The 26,700-nt window shown below is 63.7% G+C and carries 24 protein-coding genes; 7 read left to right on the top strand and 17 right to left on the bottom strand.

What is annotated here, in order from left to right; all coding sequences use genetic code 11:
• Positions 1 to 607: 607 nt before the first annotated feature.
• A complete protein-coding gene (locus IVB07_RS08620) occupies positions 608 to 2,182 on the bottom strand; it encodes a porin (RefSeq protein ID WP_085348489.1) in 1,575 nt (524 codons plus the stop codon).
• A gap of 505 nt (positions 2,183 to 2,687) precedes the next feature.
• Here IVB07_RS08620 and IVB07_RS08615 point away from each other — a divergent pair.
• Positions 2,688 to 3,167 carry a MarR family transcriptional regulator gene (locus IVB07_RS08615; RefSeq protein WP_247337729.1) on the top strand — a complete coding sequence of 160 codons (480 nt, stop codon included), beginning with the start codon at positions 2,688 to 2,690 and terminating at the stop codon, positions 3,165 to 3,167.
• Between the two features lie 97 nt (positions 3,168 to 3,264).
• Here IVB07_RS08615 and IVB07_RS08610 read toward each other — a convergent pair whose 3' ends face one another.
• A complete protein-coding gene (locus tag IVB07_RS08610) occupies positions 3,265 to 4,347 on the bottom strand; it encodes an alpha/beta hydrolase (RefSeq protein WP_247337728.1) in 1,083 nt (360 codons plus the stop codon).
• Between the two features lie 850 nt (positions 4,348 to 5,197).
• Between IVB07_RS08610 and IVB07_RS08605 the strand changes: the two genes are divergently transcribed.
• The gene (locus tag IVB07_RS08605; protein ID WP_247767604.1) at positions 5,198 to 6,262 is read left to right on the top strand and encodes a 2-dehydropantoate 2-reductase; all 1,065 of its coding nucleotides are present in this window, start codon (positions 5,198 to 5,200) and stop codon (positions 6,260 to 6,262) included.
• A gap of 275 nt (positions 6,263 to 6,537) precedes the next feature.
• Positions 6,538 to 8,040 (top strand): ATP-binding protein, encoded by a 1,503-nt coding sequence (locus tag IVB07_RS08600; RefSeq protein ID WP_247366660.1) that lies wholly within the window; start codon positions 6,538 to 6,540, stop codon positions 8,038 to 8,040.
• Between the two features lie 13 nt (positions 8,041 to 8,053).
• On the opposite strand, the gene IVB07_RS08595 is transcribed toward IVB07_RS08600, so the two are convergent.
• The 9 genes from IVB07_RS08595 to IVB07_RS08555 form a co-directional block, all read right to left on the bottom strand.
• Positions 8,054 to 9,085: a HoxN/HupN/NixA family nickel/cobalt transporter gene (locus IVB07_RS08595; protein WP_247767796.1), complete on the bottom strand. Its 1,032-nt coding sequence runs from the start codon at positions 9,083 to 9,085 to the stop codon at positions 8,054 to 8,056.
• A 284-nt stretch (positions 9,086 to 9,369) separates the two neighbouring features.
• A complete protein-coding gene (locus tag IVB07_RS08590; protein ID WP_085357560.1) occupies positions 9,370 to 10,110 on the bottom strand; it encodes an ABC transporter ATP-binding protein in 741 nt (246 codons plus the stop codon).
• Positions 10,107 to 10,949 (bottom strand): ABC transporter ATP-binding protein, encoded by an 843-nt coding sequence (locus IVB07_RS08585; protein ID WP_247767603.1) that lies wholly within the window; start codon positions 10,947 to 10,949, stop codon positions 10,107 to 10,109. Before IVB07_RS08585 ends, IVB07_RS08590 begins: the two co-directional genes overlap by 4 nt.
• Positions 10,949 to 12,772 carry an ABC transporter permease gene (locus IVB07_RS08580; protein ID WP_247767602.1) on the bottom strand — a complete coding sequence of 608 codons (1,824 nt, stop codon included), beginning with the start codon at positions 12,770 to 12,772 and terminating at the stop codon, positions 10,949 to 10,951. The genes IVB07_RS08585 and IVB07_RS08580 overlap by 1 nt, the downstream gene beginning before the upstream one ends.
• A gap of 13 nt (positions 12,773 to 12,785) precedes the next feature.
• On the bottom strand, positions 12,786 to 13,943 hold the full coding sequence (locus IVB07_RS08575; RefSeq protein WP_247767601.1) for an ABC transporter substrate-binding protein: 1,158 nt from the start codon (positions 13,941 to 13,943) through the stop codon (positions 12,786 to 12,788).
• 60 nt (positions 13,944 to 14,003) lie between these two features.
• Positions 14,004 to 14,588: an alkylhydroperoxidase domain protein gene (locus IVB07_RS08570; RefSeq protein ID WP_247767600.1), complete on the bottom strand. Its 585-nt coding sequence runs from the start codon at positions 14,586 to 14,588 to the stop codon at positions 14,004 to 14,006.
• 12 nt (positions 14,589 to 14,600) lie between these two features.
• Positions 14,601 to 15,227 carry a CMD domain protein gene (locus IVB07_RS08565; protein WP_026232630.1) on the bottom strand — a complete coding sequence of 209 codons (627 nt, stop codon included), beginning with the start codon at positions 15,225 to 15,227 and terminating at the stop codon, positions 14,601 to 14,603.
• A gap of 47 nt (positions 15,228 to 15,274) precedes the next feature.
• Complete coding sequence (locus tag IVB07_RS08560) at positions 15,275 to 16,309, bottom strand: putative FMN-dependent luciferase-like monooxygenase (protein ID WP_247767599.1); 1,035 nt, start codon at positions 16,307 to 16,309, stop codon at positions 15,275 to 15,277.
• A 136-nt stretch (positions 16,310 to 16,445) separates the two neighbouring features.
• Positions 16,446 to 17,240, bottom strand: a complete 795-nt coding sequence (locus tag IVB07_RS08555; RefSeq protein WP_247767598.1) for a MetQ/NlpA family ABC transporter substrate-binding protein — start codon at positions 17,238 to 17,240, stop codon at positions 16,446 to 16,448.
• Positions 17,241 to 17,630: 390 nt separating this feature from the next.
• Between IVB07_RS08555 and IVB07_RS08550 the strand changes: the two genes are divergently transcribed.
• Complete coding sequence (locus IVB07_RS08550; protein ID WP_247767597.1) at positions 17,631 to 19,418, top strand: peptide ABC transporter substrate-binding protein; 1,788 nt, start codon at positions 17,631 to 17,633, stop codon at positions 19,416 to 19,418.
• 47 nt (positions 19,419 to 19,465) lie between these two features.
• Here the strand turns inward: IVB07_RS08550 and IVB07_RS08545 are convergent, their stop codons facing one another.
• The 4 genes from IVB07_RS08545 to IVB07_RS08530 all read right to left on the bottom strand — a co-directional run bounded on the left by IVB07_RS08545 (position 19,466) and on the right by IVB07_RS08530 (position 20,483).
• Positions 19,466 to 19,651: a hypothetical protein gene (locus tag IVB07_RS08545; protein ID WP_018453934.1), complete on the bottom strand. Its 186-nt coding sequence runs from the start codon at positions 19,649 to 19,651 to the stop codon at positions 19,466 to 19,468.
• A 122-nt stretch (positions 19,652 to 19,773) separates the two neighbouring features.
• Complete coding sequence (locus IVB07_RS08540; protein WP_143273036.1) at positions 19,774 to 19,986, bottom strand: hypothetical protein; 213 nt, start codon at positions 19,984 to 19,986, stop codon at positions 19,774 to 19,776.
• Positions 19,986 to 20,168: a hypothetical protein gene (locus tag IVB07_RS08535; RefSeq protein ID WP_143273038.1), complete on the bottom strand. Its 183-nt coding sequence runs from the start codon at positions 20,166 to 20,168 to the stop codon at positions 19,986 to 19,988. Before IVB07_RS08535 ends, IVB07_RS08540 begins: the two co-directional genes overlap by 1 nt.
• A gap of 120 nt (positions 20,169 to 20,288) precedes the next feature.
• Entirely contained in the window at positions 20,289 to 20,483 is a 195-nt protein-coding gene (locus tag IVB07_RS08530) for a hypothetical protein (RefSeq protein ID WP_007614011.1), read from the bottom strand.
• An 86-nt stretch (positions 20,484 to 20,569) separates the two neighbouring features.
• Here IVB07_RS08530 and IVB07_RS08525 point away from each other — a divergent pair, with 86 nt between their 5' ends.
• Entirely contained in the window at positions 20,570 to 21,085 is a 516-nt protein-coding gene (locus tag IVB07_RS08525; protein WP_018453931.1) for a ferritin-like domain-containing protein, read from the top strand.
• A gap of 62 nt (positions 21,086 to 21,147) precedes the next feature.
• Here IVB07_RS08525 and IVB07_RS08520 read toward each other — a convergent pair whose 3' ends face one another.
• Together IVB07_RS08520 and treZ are read right to left on the bottom strand one after the other, a co-directional pair.
• Positions 21,148 to 22,005 carry an SDR family oxidoreductase gene (locus IVB07_RS08520; protein ID WP_247767596.1) on the bottom strand — a complete coding sequence of 286 codons (858 nt, stop codon included), beginning with the start codon at positions 22,003 to 22,005 and terminating at the stop codon, positions 21,148 to 21,150.
• A 63-nt stretch (positions 22,006 to 22,068) separates the two neighbouring features.
• Entirely contained in the window at positions 22,069 to 23,880 is a 1,812-nt protein-coding gene (gene treZ / locus IVB07_RS08515) for a malto-oligosyltrehalose trehalohydrolase (protein WP_247767595.1), read from the bottom strand.
• A 278-nt stretch (positions 23,881 to 24,158) separates the two neighbouring features.
• Here treZ and IVB07_RS08510 point away from each other — a divergent pair, with 278 nt between their 5' ends.
• Both IVB07_RS08510 and glgX read left to right on the top strand, forming a co-directional pair.
• Entirely contained in the window at positions 24,159 to 24,416 is a 258-nt protein-coding gene (locus IVB07_RS08510) for a DUF3606 domain-containing protein (RefSeq protein ID WP_018453928.1), read from the top strand.
• A 43-nt stretch (positions 24,417 to 24,459) separates the two neighbouring features.
• Complete coding sequence (glgX, locus tag IVB07_RS08505; RefSeq protein ID WP_247767594.1) at positions 24,460 to 26,697, top strand: glycogen debranching protein GlgX; 2,238 nt, start codon at positions 24,460 to 24,462, stop codon at positions 26,695 to 26,697.
• Positions 26,698 to 26,700 lie beyond the last annotated feature (3 nt).

Raw genomic sequence — 26,700 nt, 5'->3', positions numbered from 1 at the left:
TCTGGCCTCCCTCGTCCCAACGAAAGTCACCGGCACCGCGCCGGTTGACGCGGATGCCGCATTCGCCAGGGCTTGACCGTAGCAACGACGGCCAGGACCACACGGTTTTGCCGTACGCACGGCTCGCCATTTCGCCGCAGTTTTTCCAGCCCTGTCGACGGAGCCGGAAACTTACAGACGAGACGAAGCCTAGCAGCGCCGCTCGTCGGCACGCAGCCTTCTCACGGAGAGCAATCCGCCCTGCCCTTGGCCTCTCGCACCCGAACGCTGCCGCGTCCACCGCAAGCCCGGCTCGCGAACATGACGACCACAAGATCGCCCCTCAAGGATGAGCCGGGATGGACGACACATACGCCATTTCCGAATTTCGGTAAAGCGGAATATTTTTTGTGAGAGCGGATTGACACGGGGGCGACACAGGCGCGGTCCCGTAGCCCGGATGAAGCGAAGCGTGATCCGGGAAGGTGCCAGACGCAGCGCGAGCAGCCCCCGGATCACGCTTGCGCTCCATCCGGGCACCGGGGCTTCGCCGCCCTATCATCTGCCTTGCGCAAAAAAACACCCGGCGGTTTCCCGCCGGGTGTTCGTTCATGTGTTTCGATAGATTTTACCAGTTGCGCTGAGCGCGGAGGATCATGGCGACCGAGTCCTGATCCTTCAGCTCGTAGGCCGCGGTCGGCTTGGCGGTCGCGACGCTCGGGGAGGCGCCAACCGTACCAGAATATTTCTGGTCGAGATGGGTCCAGGACACGTCCGCCGAGAAGGTCAGGTTCTTGACCGGGGTCCACCGGGTGACGACACCTAGCTGGCCGATCGCGAAGTCCGGGTTGCAACCCGTCACACCTGCCAGGGCTCCGAACACACCGGCGCCGCCGCCGGCGCCGCAGATGGTGGTCTTGGCCAGCGTGCCGAACTGGGCCTGAGCGTAAGCACCGTACAGCGAGGAGTTCCAGTTGGGATCCCAGTTGTGGGTGTAAGCGCCACGGAAGCCCCAGGTCTTGACGGTTTCCTGCGAGCTACCGGTCACGTACACCGTGTCAGGAGCATTGGCGAAGCCAACGCTCTGGTAGGCAACACCCGAGCTACCGAACAGCGAGTAGCTGCTGCCCGACAGGTTCTGGAAGTTGTAGCGGGTCGCGCCGTCGGTGTAGACGCCCTGGATGTTGATCGTGTCACCCGCGCCGGTCGGGATGTTCTTGATCGACAAAGCGAGCTGAACAGCCCAACCCCATTTGTCGTCGGGATGGCCGGTGGCTTCGGTCGCGCCGTAATAGGCGACATGGTTGTCATGCGCAGCCACTGACGCCTGGAAGAGACCCCAGGCCTGATCGACACGCAGCTGACCGACGAGGTTCGGCGAACGCGAGCCGCCGAGGGCGTTGGTGCCGTACGAACCGCCGATGATGCCACCTGCGGTCGCGCCGGTCATGTTGAGGTTGCCGGCCTGATAGTAGGCCGTCGCATCTTCAGCGGAGAACGATGCCGTGACGCCCTGGCCGAAGTCGGCGGTGTATGTGAACTGGGTGACGCCGGTAACGGTGCCGCTGCCGCCGACGAGGTTGTCGGTGATGTTGCCGGGATAGTTGGTCCAGGGCGCGTCGAACTGCGACACGGCCTTACCCATCGTGAAGCCGGCGAACTGGATGAAGGCGTAGTATACGCCGAGCGCACCGGCCGAGGTATTGCCGTCGGTGCCGTTGACGTTGCCGCTACCCGAACCGACGAGGCCTGTGCCCGCAGCGTTGAGACCGAGCGTACCGCTGTACTGGGTGCCACCCGTTGCCGAACCGGTGCCCGAATAGTTGCCGGTCGTCCAGGTAAAGACGCCGTCGAAGAACGTGCGGACCACGCCGTATTCGGTCGCGGTGCGGGTGTCGATGTTGAGGTCTTCACGAGCGCGGAAGGTGTAGTAGTTCATCAGGCGGTTGCGTGCACCGGCAACACCGCTCTGGTTCGGGTTGAAGTCCGAATTGGTGTTGAGGTTCGCATCGGCCCGCAGGTAACCACCCAGCTTAATGCAGGTGTCGGTGCCGGGGATGTAGTAGAAACCGGCGCCGTACAGCGAGCAGATCTTCACGTATTCGACCGCCTTGGCCTTCACGGGAAGATCGGCAGCGAACGCCCCGGAGGCGGCCATCAGGCCGGCAGCCGAGCCGAGAAAGAGTGTCTTCGTCAACTTCATCAGTAAACCTCCAGGTCGGTTCAGGGGGCTCGGGTCCTCGGTGGACGCCGCTTTACCCTCTCAATTTCCGTTCAATTCAGGCCCGCACCGAAGGTTCGGACTGAAACGACAGCGAGGTGCCCCCTCCGTCGCGGCTTCACATATAGTTTATAAAAACAATGGTCTCAATTCATTGCTTTGATGAATCGACACTTCAGGTCGCGATGTGGCTTGAGGGCAACAGCGGCGATATTACGCCGGAAGATCACTATAGAAAAACCAGAAAAGCCCTCGGGGGGCATCCCGAGGGCTTCTTGGAGGTCTCGCATCGCTGTCCGTCGCGTGGGTCAAGAGCAGCGAAATAGAGTGCGATAGTAGATAATAAAATTAATTGTTCTTTGCAAGTAATAATTGAGCCTACGATTTCTTCCGCGCGGTATCTCCCCTTTGGTCGACGCGCGATTTTCGAGACGCTTCCAAGATATCCCATTAAGGATAGGCAAGGGATAAACGGGGAGGGAGCCACATGATCGAGAAGAAACTCGACAGGGCGATTACGGACTTCATCTGGAACGTCGTCGAAATTCATTCCCAGCTGGAGGACATCCACACCAGCTGGGCCGGACTGCTGGGCATTACCGAGCCGCAGTGGCTGATCCTGATGGCCATCACCGAACTGGACCAGGGGCGAGGTGTCGCGGGAATCGACATCGCGAACAAGCTGCGCGTCCACCCCGCCTTCGTCACCAACCAGACCAAGAGTCTCGAAAAGGGCGGCTTCCTGTCGCGACGGCCGGCCGCAGACGACGCACGCTACGTCCTGATGTCGCTGACGGCGAAAGCAACGACGGAGATCGAAAAACTGTCGAAGAGAAAGCTCGCCTTGAACTCGACCATGTTCAACGAGCTCGACGAGACGACCTTGGCCGATCTGAATGCCGCGCTCGCAACGATTGCCAAGAATGCCCGGCTGGCCGCACGGTTGCTGGCCATCGACGCTTCCTGACTCCCTGACGTCAGGCGCGGAACGCGCGCCTCGATTCATCCCCAATCTCTCCTCGCCTTCCCAATCTTTTCTCGCCTTCCCCCAATCTCTTGGCGCCTTAGAGGTAGGTCACGGAATCCAGCTGGCGGGCAATTCCAAGTTTGCTGTCGAGCCATTCGAAAATGAAATCGTCCACCGCGATGAAATTCTCGACCTCCCCCAGAGGGTACGGAATGCAGTTCGGCACGACGGTCGCGCAATCGGCTCCGGCCTGCCGATAGCCGGCTTGCAGTTCGAGAGCATCCTCCTCCCAAACCATTGAGCGGCTGCCGACGACCATCAGAAGCGGGCAAGGTATCCGACACAACGGCAGCAACGAACCCGTCGAGGGCCCGTCACGGACCGCCTGCTCGACGCCGATCATCCAGCGCAGCGATGCCCGGCGCATGACCGGCGTCGCAATGCCGCCGTCGCACACGGCGGCAGCCATTCTGCGATCCACGAGGGCAAGACGGGATGCGTGACTGGCGGCCGCCCCCTCGCCGTAGACCGCGATCTGCTGCGAATCGACGTCCGGACGAGCTTCCAGGTAATCCAGCCAGCATTGAAGAATATGCGCCGGCTTGAAGGGGCTACGACCGGATGAATCGCCGGCATCAACGAGCAGGAGTGACACGTTCCGTCGCCCTGAAGCCGGCAACAGCCTGCTCATCATCGAGCCGAGGGTGATGTCCTCGTCGCTGACGCAGATAACCGCGGGTGCGAAAGACCGATCGGGGAACGCCGGCAGAAAGTAGCCCGCAAGCGAGCCTTGATCAAAGCAGTCGATCTCCACACGCTCGATCGCCGAACCGGCGTCCTCCTCGAAGCCCCGGAGGCAGAGTCTGACCTTGTCTACGAGGTCGGTACCCCCGGGATCTCCGGGCCAAGACAGGTTCCTCGCGACTTCAAGGGCCGTCAGCGAGCACAGCCACGCTTCCCGCACGATCTGAGCTGAACTGGTTACGCGCGCCGATTCGGCGAATATCCGGTACTCGCCTGAGATCCTCAACCACTCCGAAATCCACCGATGCCTGTGCGCCTCGCGCACGAGTTCCCCGACGGACAAGCTTTCAAAAAAATGGGACGCACGTTTTCGCAAGCACGCCAGGCTTCGACCGGCGCCGTCGCACGTGCCGTGAGGCCAATGATCATCTTCCATGTCCGTCCCCGAACGGCGCGTCGGCGGTTGCTTGGACTCGGCGCAGCGCTGTCAGCGCAACGCCCTGCATGTCTGCTCGATGCGATGGCACGCGTGCGTGATCGCGCTTGCGTCTGCCGTCCCGATGATCGTTCCGTTTTCCCTTCGCGGGCGGGGGCACTGGACCGGACGGACTACAGTCCGAACGAACCGGTCGCAAAACAAGTCGCACGCCGACTCCAACTCAATCGTCACGTCTCAGCTCCGTTGCTGATACACAGTTTAGGCCCGCACCACTCTGCCATTTTTTGCTGTCCCGCGTTTGCAGTTTTTTGTTGCGGTGGACGACTAAAATTGGAGCTCATTTAACGAGGGAGAAGGCATCGCCTGTGTCGGCTTCCATCATGATTCCTCATGACGCTGATCCGGCGCGCCACCAATCACGCCAGCGATAAAAAATGCGGCGGGTTACCGCCTGATCGATGCCGACGGCCTTCGCCAAAGGACTTTCCGCTAGTCAATGTCGCAGGAAAACCGGCGCGACAAAATCCTCGAAGTCGCTCATCCGCACCCGGCGCGCGAGACGTGACGAGGTATGATCGCGTTCTGGGAGAGCTTGGGCGATCGAGATGTGCAACATTTCTTACTTCGGTAAGCCAGTTATTTGAGCAACTCAACGACCCTGCACAACCGCCGCCGGTTTGGCGTCGTCTTGCTTTGGCGTCAAGCAACACGGCGGGCCGCCCGCTGATCCGCGCCTTGTATCCATTATCCCAGTTGCCATCCTCACGCACTTTGCCTTACATGCCCGCCAAACTCGCCCGCGGATGACGGCCGGGCTCAAAAATCACAATTGTCAAAGGGACGAGACATGGCGCGTAACATCCTGATTCTTGGGGCTTCCTACGGCTCCCTGCTGGGCACGAAGCTGCTGATGGCGGGGCACAACGTGACCCTGGTCTGCCGCACCAAGACCGCGGAGCTGATCAACCGCGAGGGGACCGAGGTGCGCATCAAGTTGCATGACGAGGCTGTTCACCGCGCCATCTTCTCGCGCGACCTGCCCGGCAAGCTCGACGCCGTGACGCCGGCCAATGTGGACTTGTCGCGTTACGACATGGTCGGCCTTGCGATGCAGGAGCCGCAATACACCAACCACACGGTGCGCGTTCTCATGGTCAGGATCGCCGCGGCGAAGCTGCCGTGCCTGTCCATCATGAACATGCCGCCGCTGCCCTATCTGAAGCGGATCCCCTCGCTCGCGGACATGGATCTTGAGGAGGCCTACACCAATGCGCAGGTGTGGGAGCGCTTCGAGCCCGGGCTGGTGACGCTGTGCTCGCCCGACCCGCAGGCGTTCCGTCCGCCGGAAGAGGCTGCGAACGTGCTGCACGTCGGCCTGCCCACGAATTTCAAGGCCTCCGTGTTCGGCGACGAGAAGCACAACAAGGTGCTGCGCGAGCTCGAAGCCGACATCGACGCGGTGACCCTCGACGGCCACGACGTGCCGGTGAAGCTGAAGGTGTTCGATTCCCTGTTCGTGCCGCTGGCGAAATGGTCGATGCTGCTGACCGGCAACTACCGCTGCATCACGCCGCACGAGCCGCAGTCGATCCGCCACGCCGTGCACGGCGATCTCGCGCGTTCGCAGACGATCTATGAGCATGTCGACGCCATCGCCCGGCGTCTCGGCGCCGATCCGCAGGACCAGGTGCCGTTCGCGAAATACGCCAAGGCTGCCGAGAGCCTGCTGAAGCCGTCATCGGCCGCGCGCGCGGTGGCCGGCGGCGCACCCTTCATCGAGCGCGTCGACCTGCTGGTCAAGCTGATCTCGCATCAGCTCGGCGCGCCCAATGCAGAGATCGACCGCACGGTCGAGACCGTGGACCTGAAGCTCAACGAGAAGATCGTGCAGGGCGGATCGGGCGCGCTGTAACGGGCCGCGATCCCCTTTGCCCCGCACCCATCATTGGCTGGGCGCATGCCAAGCGCACGGTGCAATGGCGGTTTCGCACATCAAGGGGGGAACTCGCGCAAGTGATACCCCAGGACGCCGGTCCGCAAGCGCCCTATCGGCCCGCACTTCTACGGCAATCGAATCGCGCCTGAAATCCGCCGTGGGCAACAACGCATGATTTACGCCATGGTGCTCGACGCGCCACGGCCGGATTGATAAGCCCCTGTCCGCGAATGATGGGACTTGAGTCGGGCATGACGGTTGCGATCGAGATGGGGCAGACCACGGCGGGCGCCGCGGCGGCCATGGACCTCGAGGAACTGCTGGCGACCCGCCTCCTGGTGCAAGGCAATTCGGGTTCCGGAAAATCACATCTGCTGCGGCGGCTGCTGGAGCAGAGCGCACCCTGGGTGCAGCAGGCGATCATCGATCCCGAAGGCGATTTCGTCTCCCTGGCGGAGCATTTCGGCCATCTCGTGATCGAGGCCGAGGATCACACCGAACGCGGCCTTCAGGTTGCCGGCGAGCGCGCGCGGCTGCATCGCGTCTCCACCGTGCTCAACCTCGAAGGGCTCGACGCCGAGAACCAGATGCGCCGCGCCGCGGCCTTCCTCGGCGGGCTGTTCGACGTGGACCGCGACCATTGGTACCCGATGCTGGTGGTCGTCGACGAGGCGCAGCTGTTTGCGCCTGCGGTCGCGGGCGAAGTCTCTGACGAAGCGCGAAAGCTTTCGCTCGGCGCCATGACCAATCTGATGTGCCGTGGCCGCAAGCGCGGGCTTGCCGGGATCATCGCGACCCAGCGGCTGGCGAAGCTCGCCAAGAACGTCGCGGCGGAAGCGTCCAACTTCCTGATGGGCCGCACCTTCCTCGACATCGACATGGCGCGCGCCGCCGACCTGCTCGGCATGGAGCGGCGGCAGGCCGAATCGTTTCGCGATCTCGAACGCGGACAATTCATGGCGCTCGGCCCCGCGCTGTCACGCCGGCCGCTGCGTTTGAACATCGGCGCGACCGAAACCCAGCCGCGCAATTCCACGCCGCGGCTGATGCCGATGCCCGAAGCCGCACTCGAAAATATGCGCGCCGTGATCCTGGCCGCGCCGCCGCCCGATGCCAGCCGGCCGCAGCGCCGGCCCGCGCCCGATCTGCTCGAGCAGCTCCGCGCCGCGAAGGCTGCCGCACCGGAGCTCGGCCCCGAAATAATCGAGGTCCCGATTAGTGCCGAAGAGCTCGCTGAACGGCGCGAACGCGTGGATCGGACCCTTCGTGCCGTGCTCGCCGCGCCCGATGCCGGTTTCCGCGCGGTGGGCGTGCTGTACCAGGAGTTCGTGGTCCGCTGCCGCATCGAGGGCCTCGGCTCGGCGGTGCCCGACCTCACCGAATTCCGCCGCATGCTGACACGCGCACGCGCCGGGCTCGGCGCCGAGCATGCCGAGGACGACGCCTGGCAGGACGTGTCGCTGCGCGCCTCGATCCTGCCCGACGACATGCAGGGCGTGTTCATGATGATCGCGCGCGCGGCGAAAGAAGGCTGGCCCTGCCCCGGCGACGCCGCGATCGCCCGCGCCTACGGCTCGCATTCGCTGCGCCGGGCTCAGCGCCTGCTCGGCTACATGGAAGAGCAGGGCCTGATCGTCTGCCAGCTCGACGGCGCCGGCCGCCGGTTCGTGACGCTGGTGGAATTGGCCTGGGCCACCGCGCCGGGCGATCCCAATGCCGACGACCTGCCGGCGGAGAGCGCAGCTTCGGCTTGAGCCCACGATTGACTCACGCTGTCTCGGTAGCATCGGCGCCCACCAGCACATCAGGCGTGCGCCGCCGCTCGAGCGCGAATAGCCTGCGATAGAGCACGACCGAAACCAGCCATGCAATCGCGAACAGCGCGATCACGGCGAAGCCGACGTTCGCGAGCGAATCGTTGAGGCCGTCGACCAGCGTCCACACACCGCCAGACAGGCCGAGCCGATCCCCGATCAGGCCAAGCGCCTCAATGCCGCCGATCAACAGCGCCACCGCGACCGAGGCACCCGTGATCGTGAGGTTGTACCAGAGCTTCCGTAAGGGATCGACGAAGGCCCAACGATAAGCGCTGACCATCAGCGCGGAATCGGCGGTATCGACCAGCGCCATGCCTGATGCGAACAGCGCGGGAAAGACCATGACGTCGGCCAGCGATGCACCAAGCGCGTATTCGCTGGCGGAGATGCTGAGCAGGCCGATCTCGGTGGCGGTGTCGAAGCCGAGGCCGAACAGGAAGCCGAGCGGGTACATATGCGCCGGCTTGGTCACCAGGCGGAACATCGGGCCGAGCAGCCGCGCCAGCAATCCGCGGCTGGCGAGCAGCGCATCAAGCTGCGCGGCGTCGTGGATGCCTTGCGCGCGCGCGATCCGGAACGTCCGCCACAGGCCGGCGAAGATGACCAGGTTGATGGCCGCGATCACCAGCAGGAACAGCGCCGACACCGACGTGCCGATGAAACCGCCGACGTCCTTGAGCAGGCTGTCGCCGCCAAGGCTCACCAAGCCCAGCGCGAGCAGCATGGTCGCGACCACAACCACGGTGGAATGACCAAGCGCGAAATAGAGACCAACGCTGCGCGGCGCATCGCCGGCCTGCATCAGCTTGCGCACGACGTTGTCGATGGCCGCGATGTGGTCGGCATCCACGGCGTGGCGCAGGCCGAACACCCAGGCAAGCAGCGCGGTCGCCATCACCGTCGGCCGGTCACCGAACGCCGCGAACGCCCAAGCCCACGCCCCGATGTTGGCCGCGATCAACCCGCCGAACAGCAGCATCATTCCGGGGTCGACCGCCCGCAAAGATAATTTCGTCACGCCAATCATTCCGTCCGCTGCACGACCCATCGCACGAGCGGTATGATCCTTTCATAAGGTGGTCATACTGACCAGTGCAATCCCGGAGGGGCGGCACGGTTCTGCAGCAGTGCTTGCGGCGTCCTTCGGGACGCCCGCTGCGCGGGCTCCTTTAGGATGAGGTCTTGCTTCGCCGCGAGATCGCCAGACCCTCACGGTGAGGCGCCCGCCAAGGGCGGGCGTCTCGAACCATGCAGGCCGAGATGGCGCTACGCCGCCTCGGAGCCGCCGAGATAGGCATCGCGGATGCGGGGATCGTCCTTCAGCGCGCGGGCGGAGCCGGAGAGAACGATCTTGCCGGTCTGGAGCACATAGGCCTCGTGCGCGATCTCGAGCGCGAGGCTGGCGTTCTGCTCGACCATGAAGACCGAGACGCCCTCCTGGTTGATGGTGCGGATCAGCTCCAGCACGCGGTCGACGTAAAGCGGCGACAGGCCCATGGTCGGCTCGTCCATCACGATCATCCGGGGACGGCTCATCAGCGCCCGCGCCATCGCGACCATCTGCTGCTCGCCGCCCGAGAGCGAGCCGGCGCGCTGCGACAGCCGTTGGCCGAGCTTCGGGAACAGCGTGAGCATCTTGTCGAGATCCTGCGCGATCGCCTCGCGGTCGTCGCGCACGAAGGCGCCCATCAAAATGTTCTCGCGGACGCTCATGTCGGCGAACAGCCGCCGTGCCTCCGGCACCGAGGCGATGCCGCGGCGGACGATCTGCGGCGTGGTAAGTCCCAGTAGCGAAGTGCCGTCGAACGTCACGTCGCCCGAGCGCGGCTTCACGAGGCCTAGAATGATCTTCATCGTGGTCGATTTGCCGCTGGCATTGCCGCCGAGCAGGCAGACGATGTGGCCGCGCGGAACTGATATCGACAGGTCGAAATGCACCTGGGCCTGACCATAGAAGGTATTGACGTCGGTGATCGCGAGCAGCGCATCGGGAGGCGGGTTCGTCATGCCGCGCTCTCCTGCTTCGTCGTCAGGCCGTGGCCGAGATAGGCCTCGATCACCTTGGGATCACCGCGCACCGCTTCGCCCGGGCCTTCCGCGATTTTCTTGCCCTCGTCCATGACGATGACGCGATCGGAGAGGCGCATCACCATTTCGAGCTTGTGCTCGATCAGCAAGATCGTCAGCCCTTCGGCTTTCAGCTCGGCGACGAGCCCCTGCATCTCCGTGGTCTCGGTCGGATTCATGCCGGCGGTCGGCTCGTCCAGCAGCAGCAGGCGCGGCTTCAAGGCGAGCGCGCGCGCGATCTCGACGCGGCGGCGGTTGGCGTAAGAGAGGCTGTAGGCCGGCTGATCGATACGCGGCAGCAACCGCTCGCCGAAGCGCGCGAGAATGACCTTCACCTCCTCGCGCAGCCGCTCTTCCTCCGCCTTGACGCTGGCGGGGCGCAGCAGCGCCAGACCCAATTCCAGCAGCGGGCCGATCACCGGCACTGCCGGTTTCACCGCGCGCAAGCGCGTATGCGCACCGATCAGGACGTTGTCCATCACGCTGAGATTGCCGAAGACGCGGCCGAGCTGGAACGTCCGCGCGATGCCTGCGGCCGCCAGGCGTTCCGGCGAGAAACCTGTGATGTCCTGACCTTCGAAGCGAACCGTCCCGGCGTCCGGAAGGTCAAGCCCGGTCACGAGATTGAACAGCGTTGTCTTGCCCGCCCCGTTCGGGCCGATGATGCTGATCAGCTCGCCTTTGGCGAGATCGAGATCGATGGCGTCGACGGCGGTGAGGCCGCCGAAGCGCCGCGTGAGCCCGCGCAGGGACAGCATCGCCGTGTGTGCGTCCATCATCACACCGTCCCCAAAAGGCCCTGCGGCCTGAACCGCACCAGCAGCAGCAGCACGATGCCGTAGATCAGGATGCGATACTCCGCCGCGATGCGGAACACTTCCGGCAGGCCGACCAGCGCGACCGCCCCGAGAATCGCCCCGACGACATTGCCGAGACCGCCGAGGATGACGACGGTCAGCGCCAGGATGGATTGCTGCGTGTTGAAGGTCTCGTGGTTGATATAGGAATAGAGATGCGCGGCGATGCCGCCGCTGACCCCCGCGGCAAAGCCGCCGAAGATGAAGGCCAGCGATTTGTAGCGATTCAGGCTGAGGCCATAGGCCCGCGCGGCGATGTCGTCGTCGCGGATGGCGCGAAAGCTGCGGCCGAGATGCGAGCCGAGCAGGCGTCCCTGCAGCAGCGCCAGCACGACCATCACGATGAAGCTGAACCAGTAGATCGAAATCGGGCTGACCAGCTCATAGCCAAACAGCGACAGCGGCGGGATGCCGGAGATGCCGATCGGCCCGCGCGTGACGCTCTCCCAATTCAGGATCACCAGCGAGACGATCTCGCCGATCGCGAGCGTCGCGATTGACACATAATGTCCGCGCAGCCGGAACGACGGCGAGATCAGCGCCGTGCCCAGCGCAGCACTCATCAGGCCGCCGCCGATGATGGCAAGGCCGACCGGGACAGCGAACGTGAGCGACAGCAGCGCGGAGGTGTAGGCGCCGATCGCGAGCAGCGCGGCGTGTCCCAGCGAGACCTGACCAATCGTGCCTGCAACAAGGGTGAGGCTCAGCGCGAGCATGCCGAGCAGCCAGGCGTTGATCAGGGTCTGGAGCACGTAGAACGACACGGGCAACAGCGGCAGGATCGCGAAGACGACGGCAGCGATCAGCAGAGCCCAGCGCGGAATCCAGACCGGGCGGCTCGGCGCGATGAAAGTGCCGGTGAGCGGCTCGGGCGGCGCCTGCCGCGCGCTGGCGAACAGACCGTTCGGGCGCAGCACGAGCACCACGACCAGCAGCAGGAACGCGAACAGGTTGCGGTAGCTGGTGCCGAACACGGCAACGCCGTAGCTCTCCACCAATCCCAGCAGCAGGCTGCCGATCACCGCACCCGGCACATTGCCGGCACCGCCGACGACTTCGGCGACGACGCCCTTGAGCGTAGCCTGCAGGCTCATCGCGGTGTCGATCTGGTTATAGTACATACCGACCAGCAGGCCGGAGACGCCGCCGAGCGCAGCCGCAATGCCGAACACGGCCTGATTGACGCGGTTGACGTCGACGCCCATCTGCATCGCGGCGTCGCGGTCCTGCGCGGTGGCACGCACGGCCCAGCCGAGCTTGCTGTAGCGCAGGAACACGAACAGCAGCAACGCGGTGGTGAGGCCGACACCGGCGATGAGCAGATCGAGCGGGCCGATCGTGCCGCCGCCGATCTGGAAGCGGACATCCGGCAACTGGCTCGGCAATGCGCGCGGATTGGGCGAAAAAGTCAGCATCACGAGCTGATCGAGCACGAAGCTGATGCCGATGGTCGCCAGCAGCGGTGCGATGCGCACCGAGTTCTGCAGCGGGCGCAGGCCGAACCGCTCGATGATCAAGCCGACCAGCGCCGCCGCCACCGCGACCAGAATGATGGTGAGCGGCAGTGGCGTATGCAGCTGCACCACCGCGACCCAGCCGATATAGGCGCCGACGAGGTAGATCGATCCTTGCGCAAAGTTGATCAGCCGGCTGACGCCGAAGATCAGCGCGAGCCCGACCGCAACGAGGGCGTAGACGTTACCGACGATCAGCCCGTTGATCGTGTAGTCGAGCCAGGAAGACACGCAGGAGATCCCCTCAGGTCGGCTTGCCGTCCCAGAGGGCGAACTGGCCCTTGCGCACGACGAGCTCCGCATTCATGGCGCCCTTGACGCGCCGGCTCTCGACGTCGAACGTCGCTTTGCCGAAGATCACGCTCGAGACGTCCTTCACTTTCGTGAAGGCGTCGCGGATCGCGCGCCGGTCGGCGCCGCCGATCCTCACCACGGCGGCCGCCATGTTCATCGCGTCATAGGCGTAGGCGTTGAACGCGTCGGGCTCCACCCCGTTGTATTTCTTCTTGAAGCCGGCGATGAACGTCTGCACCTCGGGGCGCGGGTCTTCCGGGAAGTAGCGCGTGCCGACATGAACATCCTCGACGGCCTCGCCGCCGAGCTCCAGGAATTTCGGCGAGTAGACCGAGCTCGCGGCGCAGATCACCTGCTTCAGCCCAACCTGGCGCGCCTGGCGCGCGATCAGCGCACCGTCGGAATAATAGGAGATCAGGATCAGCCCGTCAGGATTGGCGTCGCGGACCCGCACCAGCGTGGAGCGGAAGTCGCGCTCCTCCGCGATGTAGCCTTCGGTCACCGCGATTTCGGCGCCGTGCTCCTTCGCGGCCTTGACGAAATAGTCGCGGCTGGTGCGGCCCCAATCGGTGTTGAGGTGCAGCACGGCGAGCTTCTTCAGGCCGAGACGCTTGACGGCATAGGACGCCAGCAGCGGCTGCTCGTCGGCCTGACTGACCGAGGTGCTCCACATGAAGTCGCCGCCCTTGGTGAAATCGGGATGCGAATTTGTGAATCCGAACTGCACCAGCCCGCCGCGCTGATAGATCGGCGAGGCCGCCATCGATGCGGGGCTGGAGAAGTCGCCGAGCTCCATGACAATCCTGGGATCGGAGACGAACTTCTGGGCGATCGCCACCGACTGGCGCGGGTCGCTCTGGCTGTCCTCGAAATTATAGGCGAGCTTGCGGCCGTTGATGCCGCCCGCTGCCTGGATCTCGTCGAGCGCGAGATCGAAGCCCTGCTTCCACTGCGTGCCATATTGTGCGTTCGGCCCGGTCAACGGACCACTGACGCCCAGCAAAATCGGTTCGGACGATTGCGCAAGCGCGGCGCGCGAGAAGGCTGCCCCCGCCATCATGGCGGCAAGCGAGCCCTTGACCAGGGTACGACGATCGATGTTGCTCATGGACGGCTCCATCCTGTCAGGCGTTGAAACAACTAGCAATTTCCATGCCGGTGAGATTGGCTATTTCGAGGGCTCGCCAAGCGACAGCATCAGCCGGTTCGCCCAGTTGAAGAACGACGCGCCGTTGATGACGTCGACGATCTCGGCATCGTCGAGACCGGCGCGGCGCAGCTCATCGATATTGTCGGGGCTGAACGCGATCGGCGTCGCAGCCAACGCCACCGAGGCCTTGACGACCGCATTCCAGCGCTCGCCGAGATCGGCGCCGACGCCCTCGTCGAGGAGGCGCTGCACATCGTCGCGGCGCTTGGAATAAGTGCTGGCGAACCGCGCATGCACGGAGGCGCAGTAGATGCAGCCGTTGTAGCGCGAGGTCGCAGCCGCCGCGAGCTCGCGTTCGGCGCGCGGCAGGCCGTCGGCGACGTTGTAGAAGATGTCCTTGTCGGTCTTGGTGCGGGCCTCCAGCACCTCGGGATCGCGCACCAGCAGGCGGAAATATTCGGACTTGGAACGAGAGCGATCGACGAGGCCGGCGAAATGCCGCTCGGTCAGCTCGGCTTCGGGCAGCGGATCGATCCACGACACCCAACCCAGTTCATCCTGGGTGAAGACGGCGGGCGGATTGACATTGTTTGCAGCGCTCATGATGCAGCCTCCTTACGCGCCGGCCGCGGCGTTCGTGGTGCGCCCGAGCGAGGCACCGAGCACGCGCAGTCCGGTGACGACGCGCACCTGGAACGACAGGAACGCAACGAGCTGAGAGAACGTGACGATTCCGGTGTTCGACCAACCGGCGGCGAGCAGAGCCTTCATGTCGGCGGCGGCCGCATCGCGCGGGCGGAACACCAGCAGATGCGCATGTTCGAACGCCGCAGCGAGCCGGTCCCCGAGATCGGGCTTGCGCTCCGCGCTGACGCGGTAGATCAAGCCGGCCTTGTTTTCGACAGACAGGGGGCCGGCTGGAAAGGCACCGTAGGGGCCCGAGGTCTCGCCCCGCGCGATTTCGACATCGACAGCTTCGACCAGGCGCGCGCCATCGGCGGTCGCAGCTAACTTCGCCCGATAGAAGCCGGCCATCGTGGGCTCGCGGTGAAGCCCGATCACGAAGAGCGCGACCGCGGCGCGCTCCACCAGCGAGACATCGCCGGCGTCGATCGGCTCGAACAGCGAGAGATAGCTCTTCTGCGCATTGTCGCGCGCCTGGATGCGCTTGGCCCGAATGCCGTCCAGAGCCGAACCCGGTTCGATCCCGGCGAGCGTGTCGATGATATCTTTCGTAGCCATCATTCAGCCTCTTGCAGCCTCGTGCAACGCGATTCCGTTCATTCCGACTATCCCGCCAGCGCCACGTCGGGCGCCGTCCGCGCCCAGCCCAGCGCCGGCGCGACCTTCTCCGCGACCAGCTCGATCGAGCGCAGAATGTGGGGATGCGGGGCATCGACCGAATGCGCCTGGAAGACGAGATCGGTCACCCGCTCCAGCGTGGCGTCGGCGCGGAGCGAAGCGATGACGTCGTCGGCCGCGCCGACATGGGTGTCGAACGCCGCGATCATCTCCTCGAGCGTCTCGCCCGGCTTGGCGTGGCCGCCCTTGAGGAATTGGGGCAGCGCGCGCCGCAGCCCGATATCGGCAAGGCGCATCGCCTCAGCGCGGTCGTCGGCGACGAAGACGGTGCGCGAGGCCATGATGCGGGGCTCGCGTCCCGGCGGCAGTGCTTCGAGATAGGCATCGATCACCGGATTCTGAATCTCGGCCAGCGTTGCCTTCGGCGCCTCCTTGGTTCGAGGCTGGGTGCGCGACAGCAACAGGCCGTCGCCCGCCTTGCCGGCACGCGCGCCGCCCGCCACAGAGAACGTCGCCTGCCAGATCCGGTTGTCCAATTGCGGCCGCTGCGGATAGAGCGTGTCGCCACCGTCGAGCGGCTTGCCCACCAGCGCCGTGCGGACGATTTCCAGATTGCGCGCAAAGATCTCGTTGCGCTGGGCACTGTCGAGGCCGAAGGCGGCAAAGGCGGAGGGATTGCCGCCAGTGCCGACACCGAGCTCGAAGCGACCATTGCAGAGCAGATCGAGCACCGCGGCGTCCTCAGCCACGCGTACCGCATTCTCAAGCGGCAAGGTGACGATGCCGGTGCCGAGCCGGATGCGCGAGGTTTGGGCTGCGACGTAACCAAGAAAGGTGAAGGGTGACGGCAGGCCGCCCTCGCGCTCGTGGAAATGGTGCTGCGCGATCCACGCGGAATCGAGGCCCGCCGTCTCGGCGCGCACGATCTGCTCGGCGGCGAAGCGATATCGGTCGGCCGGCGGGGCCTCGTCGAGAAGCCGTGTGAAAAACCCCAGGCGTTTCAGATTTGCTAAGCGTTTCATACGACCCCTGTCGGGCGAGGATGGGCCCCGATGATGTCGGTTGCCGCAGCTCCAGACAAGCGGGCATTGCGCAGGGCTAGTACGCAAGGCTGCCCGCCGGGATCGCCCTGAGCTGGACACTGGCTGGGCAGACTGCCTACCAGCTCGGCAGCACGGCGCCCTTGAACTTGGTCAGGACGAACTCCTTGACCTCCGCCGTGTGATAGCTGTCCACCAGGATCTTGACCCAGGGCTTTTCCTTGTCGACCGTGCGAACGGCGATGAGATTGACGTAGGGACCCTTCGGGTCCTCGCGCAGGATCGGATCCTTGACGGGATCGAGGCCAGCCTGGGTTGCATAATTGGTGTTGATCGCGGCGGCATCGACGTCGTCGAGCGCGCGCGGCGCCTGCGCCGCGTCGACCTCGATGAACTTCAGCTTCTTGGGATTCTCGGTGATATCAAGCACCGTCGGCTTGAAACCCGTGCCGTCCTTCAGGTTGATCGCGCCCTTGTCTCGCAGCAGCAGCAACACGCGGCCGCCATTGGTCGGATCGTTCGGGATCGAGACCTTGCCGCCCTCGGGGATATCGGCGAAGGCCTTGTGCTTCTTGGAATAGACGCCGATCGGGAAATTCACGGTCAGGCCGACGGCTTCGATCTTGTAGCCACGGTCCGCCTTCTGATTGTCCAAATATGGTTGGTTCTGGAACGAATTGGCCTGGATCTCACCGGCATCGAGCGCTGCGTTCGGCACGACGTAGTCGGAGAATTCGATGAGCTGGATGTCGAGACCCTGCTTGGCGGCGATCGGCTTCACCGCCTCGAAGATCTGGGCGTGCGGCCCCGGCGTCACGCCGATCTTGATGGTCTCGCCTGAAGCGGCGGCCGACCAGACGGCGAGCACGGTCGCAAGGATCAGGGTGGAACAGAATGACATCTTGGTCTCCATGACTCGGCAATGATTGGAACCGTATTCGCTTCTCCGCGGCGCGAAATCAATGAAATGTAAATCCATATTGACCGATTGACGCGGACGACGCTTCTCCGTTCGACGGCATGCGGGGAACGAATGCATCTGCGCAAGCGTGAGACGCGTCACGACAAAACCCACGGAACGTTGCCCGTAGCCCGATGGAGCGATGCGCAATCCGGGGCGCCGCCAGCGCGGCTGGACTTATCCTGGTTGCGCTCGGCTCCATCCGGGCGTCAGACCTCTCCCCGCACATTCGTCATTTCGCCGCAGGGTTTTCTGACCTTGGTGGCATTGCCGCCTCGCCCATGATCAAACATGATGGGCCTTGGCCGGTGACGACTTGTCCTTGAAGTGGGGGATCATCCGATGAACGAGAACGAAATCCGCAAGTCCATCACTGAGGTGCAGCAGGGCACCCTGTCGCGACGCTCGTTCATGCAGACGATGGCTGCGATCGGGATCGCGGCGCCTGTCGCGAGCCAGATCCTGGTCTGGAACGACGTGGCGATGGCGGACGCCACCCTGCCCTACAAGCCGACCAAGGCCGGCGGCGGCGGCCCACTCAAGATCCTGCTCTGGCAGGCCCCTACACTGCTCAATCCGCATTTCGCGCTCGGGACCAAGGACCAGATCGCCTCGCGCGTCTTCTTCGAGCCGCTCGCCGGCTGGGACAAGGACGGCAACCTCGTCCCCTGCCTCGCGGCCGAGGCTCCGTCCAAGCAGAACGGCGGCCTTTCGCCGGACGGCCTGAGCGTGACCTGGAAACTGAAGCAGGGCGTGAGATGGCATGACGGCAAGCCCTTCACCGCCGACGACGTCGTGTTCACCTGGCAATACGCCTCGGATCTCGCCACGGCGGCGTACACTACGGGGTCTTACAAAGACATCACGGTCGAGAAGATCGACGACCACACCGTCAAGGTGCTGTTCAAGGCGCCGACGCCGTTCTGGGCCGATCCCTTCGTCGGCTCGGTCGGTCCGATCCTGCCGAAACATCATTTCGGCGACTATGTCGGCGCGAAGTCGCGCGAAGCGCCCGGCAATCTGAAGCCGGTCGGCACTGGTCCCTACAAATTCGTCGAGTTCAAGCCGGGTGACCTGATCCGGGCCGAACGCAATCCCGACTATCACGTCAAGAACCAGCCGCATTTCGACACGCTCGAGATCAAGGGCGGTGGCGATGCGGTGTCCGCGGCTCGCGCCGTGCTGCAGACTGGCGAATACGACTATGCCTGGAACATGCAGGTGGAGGAGGAGGTCCTCAAACGCATGGAGGCCAGCGGCAAGGGCAAGCTCGACGTCACGCCATCAGGCAACGTCGAATTCATCATCCTCAACACGACGGACCCCTGGACCGAGGTGGACGGCGAGCGCTCAAGCCCCAAGACCAAGCACCCGACGCTGTCCGATCCCGCCGTTCGCCGCGCGATCAATCTGCTGATCGACCGCGAGTCGATTCAGAAATTCATTTACGGGCGCGGCGGCGTCGCCACCGCGAGCTTCGTCAACGCGCCCAAACAGTTCAAGTCGCCGAAGCTGAAATACGAGTTCGACGTCGACAAGGCGAACAAGATCCTCGACGAGGCCGGCTGGGCCAAGGCCGCGGACGGCATCCGCGAGAAAGACGGCAAGAAGCTCAAATTCGTCTTCCAGACCTCGACCAATGCGCCGCGTCAGAAGACGCAGGCCATCATCAAGCAGGCCTGCCAGAAGGCCGGGATCGAGATCGAAATCAAGGCGGTCACGGCATCGGTGTTCTTCTCGTCCGACGTCGGCAACCCCGACACCTACTCCAAGTTCTATGCCGACATGGAGATGTACAACACCACGCAGCCGCAGCCCGACCCGGAGCGCTTCCTGAACCAGTGCGTCTCCTGGGAGATCTCCAACAAGGAGAACAAATGGCTCGGCCGCAACGTCTCGCGCTGGTCCGATCCCGAGGCCGACAAGGCCTACAAGTCTGCGCAGAACGAGCTTGATCCGGTCAAGCGGGCCGCGCTGCTGATCAAGGTCGACGAAACTTTTTGCGAGGCCAACGTGTTCCTGCCGCTTCTATCCCGCAACATCGTCAACGCAGGGGTCAACAACCTCATGGTCGACATGTCGGGATGGGACGTCACGACCTGGAATCTGGCGAGTTGGTATCGCAGCTGACGCCGGAGAGGCTGAACGCGCAAACTCCGCCTCCGCAGACCACCAGCTCAATCCCTGCCGGCGAATTGACGGTCGAGGTTTGACGCCGCGTCGGCGCTTCTGAGCCGTTTCATCAGCTCATCCCGCTCCTTGCCGTCGGGCAACGCCTCGGCCTTTTCACGGATGGTCCTGGTGAACTCCGCAAGCCGTTCTTGCAGAGTGGTGGTTTGCTGAACGCGACGCCGCCTGAGCACGATCGGGTCTCCATCTCATGGCACCATGCGGTGCCTTTCCGGATTGCCGATGATAAGTGCGAGCGCAGCCATGTCTGTATCAAATGATATAGTTCACGCCATTTGGTGCCGACACCCTTTGTTCACATGTGAACAGTGGGAGCCACCTTCACCTGCCGCTCCGGAACGAAAATGGCGGCTGTTACATTGACGCGGCGAGACAGCACGGACGCGCCATGGGCAAGATATTGATCAGCACCGCCGTCGTAAGCCTGGCGCTCATCATTGCCTTCGCGGTCTATGTCATCACTCTCTGAATTGCCAAGTAGAAGCGAATGATGGTGCGGCTCGGACATCAACCGCGCGCGCAGCAATCGACCAACAGGTCCCAGATCCGCTGCGCCTCGCGCGATGCGCTGCTTTCCGGCCCCTTCTCCGGGTTGGACTGCGAATAGTCCGCCACCGGACGTTCCTCGCGAGGCACGATCCATCGCTGGGAGATCGGGTCGTACCATTTTCCGATCATCATTTCAGTCACGCCGATCGACTCACCGATTTGATCCTGGGCGAGCTACGGCTCACGGGCTTCGTCAATCCCATTCACCGCGCCTCGCCCATTTTACAAATCGGCTTCTGACACAATCGTTCCTGCCGCGGCTCAGCCAGGCCGTGCCGGATGAAGCGTACGGGGATGCCGCTCGTGCAGCAGCCGCGCGAGCTCTTCCCGCTCCGCAGGACGCCCCTTCATGGCGGTCTCGAACAGCGCTTCCTGGATGTCGCGGGGCATGTCACCCCACACGTCCATCGCCGCTCGTCCGAGCAGGCCCGCAAGATGATCCGCACCATCGCTCATTCGGCTCTCCTGATCTGATCACGGGAATGGAACAGCTAGGGCTGTGCAGCGTTCCAGTTCCATCATTGTCAAAGGAGACGTCGTTTATGGGATTCTTCACCAAGGACATCAAATCGATGGAAGACCTGCTGCTGCACGGCCTGCAGGATATCTATTACGCGGAACAGCAGATCCTCAAGGCTCTGCCGAAGATGATCGAGAAGGCGACAAACAGGGACCTTGCCGCCGGCTTGAAAGCCCATCTGGAGGAGACCAACAAGCAGGTCGACAGGCTCGGCAAGGCATTCGCGAAGCTCGGCAAGGAGCCCAGCGGGACACACTGTCCCGCCATCGACGGCCTCATCAAGGAGGCCGATGAGACCGCGGGCGAAATCGAGGACAAGGCCGTGCTCGATGCCGCGATCGTGGCCAACGCACAGGCCGTCGAGCATTATGAGATGTGCCGCTACGGCACGCTGATCGCATGGGCGGAGGAACTCGGGCACGACGACATCGTGCGCTTCCTCACGACGAACCTGAACGAAGAGAAGGCCGCCAACACCAAGCTGAACACCGTGGCGCTTCGCAAGGGCGTCAATGCCAAGGCGTCCAGCGCGGCTTGATCGAGACGTACTGAACGTGGCGGTCCTGCTCGCGGGTCGCCACGTTCCCGTTGCACGATCGCTTAGATAAACGGCTTGCCGCCGGTGACCGCCAGGGTCGCTCCCGACGTGTAGCTCGAGAGCGGATCGGCGAGCATGACATACGCGGTCGCGAGTTCGGCCGGTTGGCCGGCCCGTTGCATCGGCACCTGCTTGCCGAAGTTCTTGACCTTGTCCTCCGGCATCGTCGACGGGATCAGCGGCGTCCAGATCGGACCCGGGGCGACCGCGTTGACGCGAATGCCCTTCGCCGCCAGCATCTGGGCGAGCCCGCCGGTAAAATTCTGAATGGCGCCCTTGGTCGTGGCATAGGCCAGCAGGGTCGGATTCGGCATGTCGGAGTTCACCGACGCGGTGTTGATGATCGCCGCTCCCGGGCGCATGTGGGGGACCGCAGCCTTGGTGAGATAGAACATGGCGTGAATGTTGGTCTCGAACGTCCGCTGCCATTCCTCGTCGCTGATATCAGCGATCTCCTTGAACGTGTCCTGATGCGCCGCGTTGTTGACGAGGATGTCTATTGCGCCGAACGCCTCGACGGTGCGCTGGATGATCGCGCGACAATGATCGGGATTGCGGATGTCGCCGGGGATCAGGACGACCTTGCGTCCCTCGCGCTCCACCAGCGTCTTGACCTCAGCGGCATCCTCGTCCTCGTTCAAATAGGCGATGACGATGTCGGCACCTTCCCGGGCATAGGCGATCGCGACCGCGCGGCCGATGCCACTGTCGCCACCGGTGATGATTGCCTTCTTTCCGGACAGTCGCCCGGAGCCCTTGTAACTCTCTTCGCCGTGATCCGGTCGTGGATTCATCGCGCGGGTCGAACCGGGCATCGATTGCTGCTGGGACGGATAAGGCGGCTTTGGATATTCGGTCATGGAGTGGCTCCAGGGATTTACTCCGCTAACGGAAAGCTTTCGGAAGCGTTCCTCGCGGTTCCATCACGCCTCGTGGCCAAGCCGCACGATGATGTCGCTCGGCAACAGCGCTGGCGCGTCGGCGGCGCCCAATCGCCATAGGCTCTCGCCCGCGACCAGCGCCGGCATGGGCAGTTCGTGGTCGGCGAAATTGGCAAGAATCTGCAAGATGTCTCCCTTCTGCGTCCGCCAACGGGCATCCAGGCCGCCCTTACGCTGGTTCTCCCCCAGCAACCTGCAATGAGCCGAAACGAAACCCCGTTTGATCAGCGGAACGATCTTCTCGCGCCTTATCTTCAGCAATCGGGCTGTGAGGCCGCGAAACCTGGCGCTGGCGGGAGAGCGGTCGATGCCGGCCCAGTCGAGCTTCGATGCCCCGAAGGTTTTTTCATCGCACGGATCCGGAATCCTGGCGCGCATGCCGGGCGTCGAGAACGCCTTGAAGTGCGCGAACTCCTTGCGCCGCCCTTCCCGCGTCAGCTCGGCAGCTTCGCCGGACCAGTCTGCGAAAAACAGGAATGGCGTCTCGGCCGCGGCTTCCTCACCCATGAACAACAGGGGAATATGCGGGTTCAAGAGAACCAGTGCCATGGCCTGGTCCAGCTTCTCCGGACCGACCAGCGCGGAAAGCCGCTCCCCGAGCGCGCGGTTGCCGATCTGGTCGTGGTTCTGGGCGAAGAAGATGGTGGCATCAGGCGGCAGATGCGCGCTCGGCTCGCCGCGCGGTTCGTCATGCAGCGGAAAGATTTCGCCCTGGTAGGCAAAGCCCTCGGTGAGCGCTCGCGCGAGATGTTCAAGCGGCCTGTCTGCGAACGCGCGATAATAGCCTTCGTCCTCGCCCGACAACAGGACGTGGAGCGCGTTGTGAAAATCATCGCCCCATTGCGCGTCATAGAGCCGGGTTCGCCCCTGAGCACGGTCGAGCAGGCGGGCCTGATTGGCCTCGTTCTCCAGCATCAGATGCACGCGCCGGTCCGGCAGCTGACTGCGAACCGTCTCGGCAAGCTCGATCAGGAAATGGCGGTCGGAATCGTCCTTCAGGGCGTGAACGGCGTCGAGCCGCAAGCCGTCGAACCCGTAGTCGCGCAGCCACATCAACGCGTTCTCGATCAGGAACTCGCGCACGAACGCACCGTCGTGTCCCTCGAGGTTGACGGCAGGGCCCCAGCCGGTGCTGTGGCGCGCGGTAAAGAAACTTTCCGCATAGAGGTGCAGATAGTTCAGCTGCGGTCCGAAATGGTTATAGACAACATCGAGATAGACCATGATGTCGAGGGCATGCGCCGCGCGTAACAGCCGCTTGAGGTCTTCCGGCCTGCCGTAGCGCGCATTCGGCGCATTCAGCAGCACGCCGTCATAGCCCCAATTGTGCCGGCCGGGGACATCATTGAGCGGCATCAGCTCGATTGCGGTAATGCCGAGATCGCGCAGATAGGGCAACTTCTTCTCGACGCCGGCATAGGTGCCCTCCTCACTGAAGGTGCCGACGTGCAACTCGTAGATCACGGCCTCCGCCCAAGGGCGGCCGGGATAGAGCACCGAGTCTCGGAACGCCGCAGTGTCCACCACCTCGCTCGGGGCCCCGACGTCGTCCGGCTGGAAGAACGAGGCGGGATCGGGAACGACCAGGTCTTCGTTGATCCTGAACTGATAGCGCGTGCCGACATGCGCGGCGGGACTCAACGCCTGGTACCAGCCATCGTGGTCGCGCATCATCCGGAGTGGCGGCCGGCCGGCTTCGAGCAATTCGACCGATTGCGCCGTCGGCGCCCACAGATTGAAGCAGACCCCGTGGTCGAGGCATCGAGGGCCGTGGTGTCGCGCTGGCCCAGCCATTCCCAAACTGTGACTCAAACCTGGCCGCCTTTGCGTGCATGGCTGGAAGTTACGGCACGCTTCGCGAGGCTCGATTTTACGATCGCTTGAGCATGCTCAACGGGAGAAGCCGAGATGTGGGCATTCGTTCCTCAGGCCGGCGCCACACCGATGCGCCATGTGCGTTGTGTGCACTTTTGGGCCGAGGTGCGGCGACGATGGCTTGGGGAAGATCAAGTTGCAAACAGGGAACGGAATCGCCGGGGCGACGGTTGCAACTCCACACGGGAGTTTTCGTCATGCGCCGCTCGAAGCCACAGCCGATCCGCAACAAGCTCGACCTGGCCGACCGTACTCAGGTGCGCCTCGTCAGAAAGCGTCTCGGACTATCCGACGCAGAGCTGACCAGCATCGTCGAGCGGATTGGCAACTCGATTGCGGCTATCAGCAAGGAGGCGGCGCTGCAAAGGGCAACCACGCTGCCGAAGCCGGACGATGTGCCTCCTGTCGCGGTGATTACTTCTGCGACCGTCGGCGAGCAGGCGACGCGGAAGTGACGGCAACCTCACCAAATTCTTCAGGGGCTATTCGGGGGCAGCGATGGATCAAACGGTACATTCAGACGACACCCTGACGCGGGCGGCCTCGAGCCTGCGCCGCTCCCGCATCAGCGAGGGCAAGCCGTTTCCGCTCGGCGCCACCTGGGACGGGCTCGGCGTCAATTTCGCGCTGTTTTCAGCCCATGCCACCAAGGTCGAACTCTGCCTGTTCGACGACAGCGGCGAAACCGAACTGGAGCGGATCGAACTCCCCGAATATACCGACGAAGTCTGGCACGGCTATTTGCCCTCGGCCCGCCCCGGCACCGTCTATGGCTACCGCGTCCATGGCCCCTACGAACCCGACGCTGGACACCGCTTCAATCCCAACAAGCTCGTGCTCGATCCCTACGCCAAGCAGCTGGTCGGCCGGTTGCGCTGGGGACCGGAGCTGTTCGGCTACCAGCTCGACCATGCCGACAAGGATCTCTCCTACGACGAACGCGACAGCGCGCCCTTGATGCAGAAATGCCGTGTCATCGACCCGGCCTTCACCTGGGGCGCCGCGCGCAAGCCGGAAGTGCCGTGGGAGCGGACGATCGTCTACGAGATGCACGTCAAGGGGTTTACCCAGTTGCATCCGCTGGTGCCCGACGCAGACCGCGGCACGTTCTCCGGTCTCGCGCACTCGGAAGTTCCGGCCTACCTGCGCTCGCTTGGCATTACCAGTGCAGAATTGTTGCCGATCCATGCCTTCGTTGACGACAGCTATCTGGTCGAGAAAGGCTTGCGCAATTACTGGGGCTACAACTCCCTTGCCTTCTTCGCGCCGGAGCCGCGTTACCTCAGGACGCCGTTCGCGAACGAATTCAAGGCCATGGTCAACCAGTTCCACGCCCATGGCATCGAGGTCATCCTCGACGTCGTCTACAATCACACCGCTGAAGGAAACGAGCTCGGCCCAACCCTCTCGTTCAAGGGCATCGACAACGCCAGCTATTACCGCCTGCTGCCGGACCAGCAGCGCTACTACATCAACGACACCGGTACCGGGAACACGGTGAACCTGTCGCATCCACGCGTGCTGCAACTGGTCGCGGATTCCCTGCGCTACTGGGCGACCGAGATGCGGGTCGACGGTTTCCGCTTCGATCTCGCCACCATCCTGGCGCGCGAACCTTACGGGTTCGATGAAGGCGGCGGCTTCCTCGATGCCTGCCGGCAGGACCCCGTGCTTTCCAGCGTCAAGCTGATCGCCGAGCCCTGGGACATCGGTCCGGGCGGCTATCAGGTCGGTCAGTTTCCGCCGGGATGGGCGGAGTGGAACGACAAGTTCAGGGACACCGTGCGCGCCTTCTGGAAGGGCGATGAGGGATCGATCGCGGACTTCGCCAAGCGCGTGTCCGGATCCGGCGATCTCTTCAACAAGCGCGGCCGCCGGCCATGGGCCAGCGTCAACTTCGTCACAGCCCATGACGGCTTCAATCTCAATGACCTCGTCTCGTACAACGACAAGCACAACGAAGCCAATGGTGAGGATAATCGCGACGGCCACAGCAACAATCATTCCTGGAATTGCGGCGCCGAGGGACCGACGGACGATCCGGACATCACGGCGCTGCGCGAGCGCCAAAAGCGCAATCTGCTGGCGACCATGCTGTTGTCGCACGGCACGCCTATGCTGCTTGCAGGCGACGAATTCGGACACACCCAACACGGCAACAACAACGCGTACGCCCAAGACAACGAGATCACATGGCTCGACTGGCTCCGCATCACCGCAAATGGCCGCAGCCTTCGCGAATTCACGCGCAAGCTGATCGCCACGCGTAAGGCATTTCCGATTCTTTACCGCAGCCGCTTCCTGGTCGGCTCCCACAATGAAGAGCTGGACGTGAAGGACGTGACGTGGCTCGCGCCGTCCGGGGAGGAAATGACGACGGACCAGTGGCAGGACGGTAACGCCAAATGTTTCGGCCTGCTGCTCGACGGCCGCGCCCAGGAGACCGGGATCAAGCGCCGCGGCTCGGACGCAACCATGCTGCTGATCTACAACGCCCATTACGACGTCGTGAATTTCACCTTGCCCGCAGTCGCCGAGGGACGCAGCTGGATCGGGTTGATCGACACCAATCAACCGGAGGGGCAAATGCCCGCATTCGAGTTCGGGCACGTTTATGCGATGACGGGGCGATCCCTCGTGGTGTTCGGTCTCGCCACCGAAACCATCGCCACGCGCCGCCTGCGCCAGGGCCTCGGCGCGCTGCTGGACGTCGTGGAGGCGCCGCTGCCGGGGTAGTTG

This window comes from Bradyrhizobium sp. 172 (assembly GCF_023101065.1).
Taxonomy (GTDB): Bacteria; Pseudomonadota; Alphaproteobacteria; order Rhizobiales; family Xanthobacteraceae; genus Bradyrhizobium; species Bradyrhizobium canariense_D.
The sequence above is the reverse complement of the archived record's forward strand: the minus strand, read 5'-3'. Positions and strand labels throughout refer to the sequence as shown.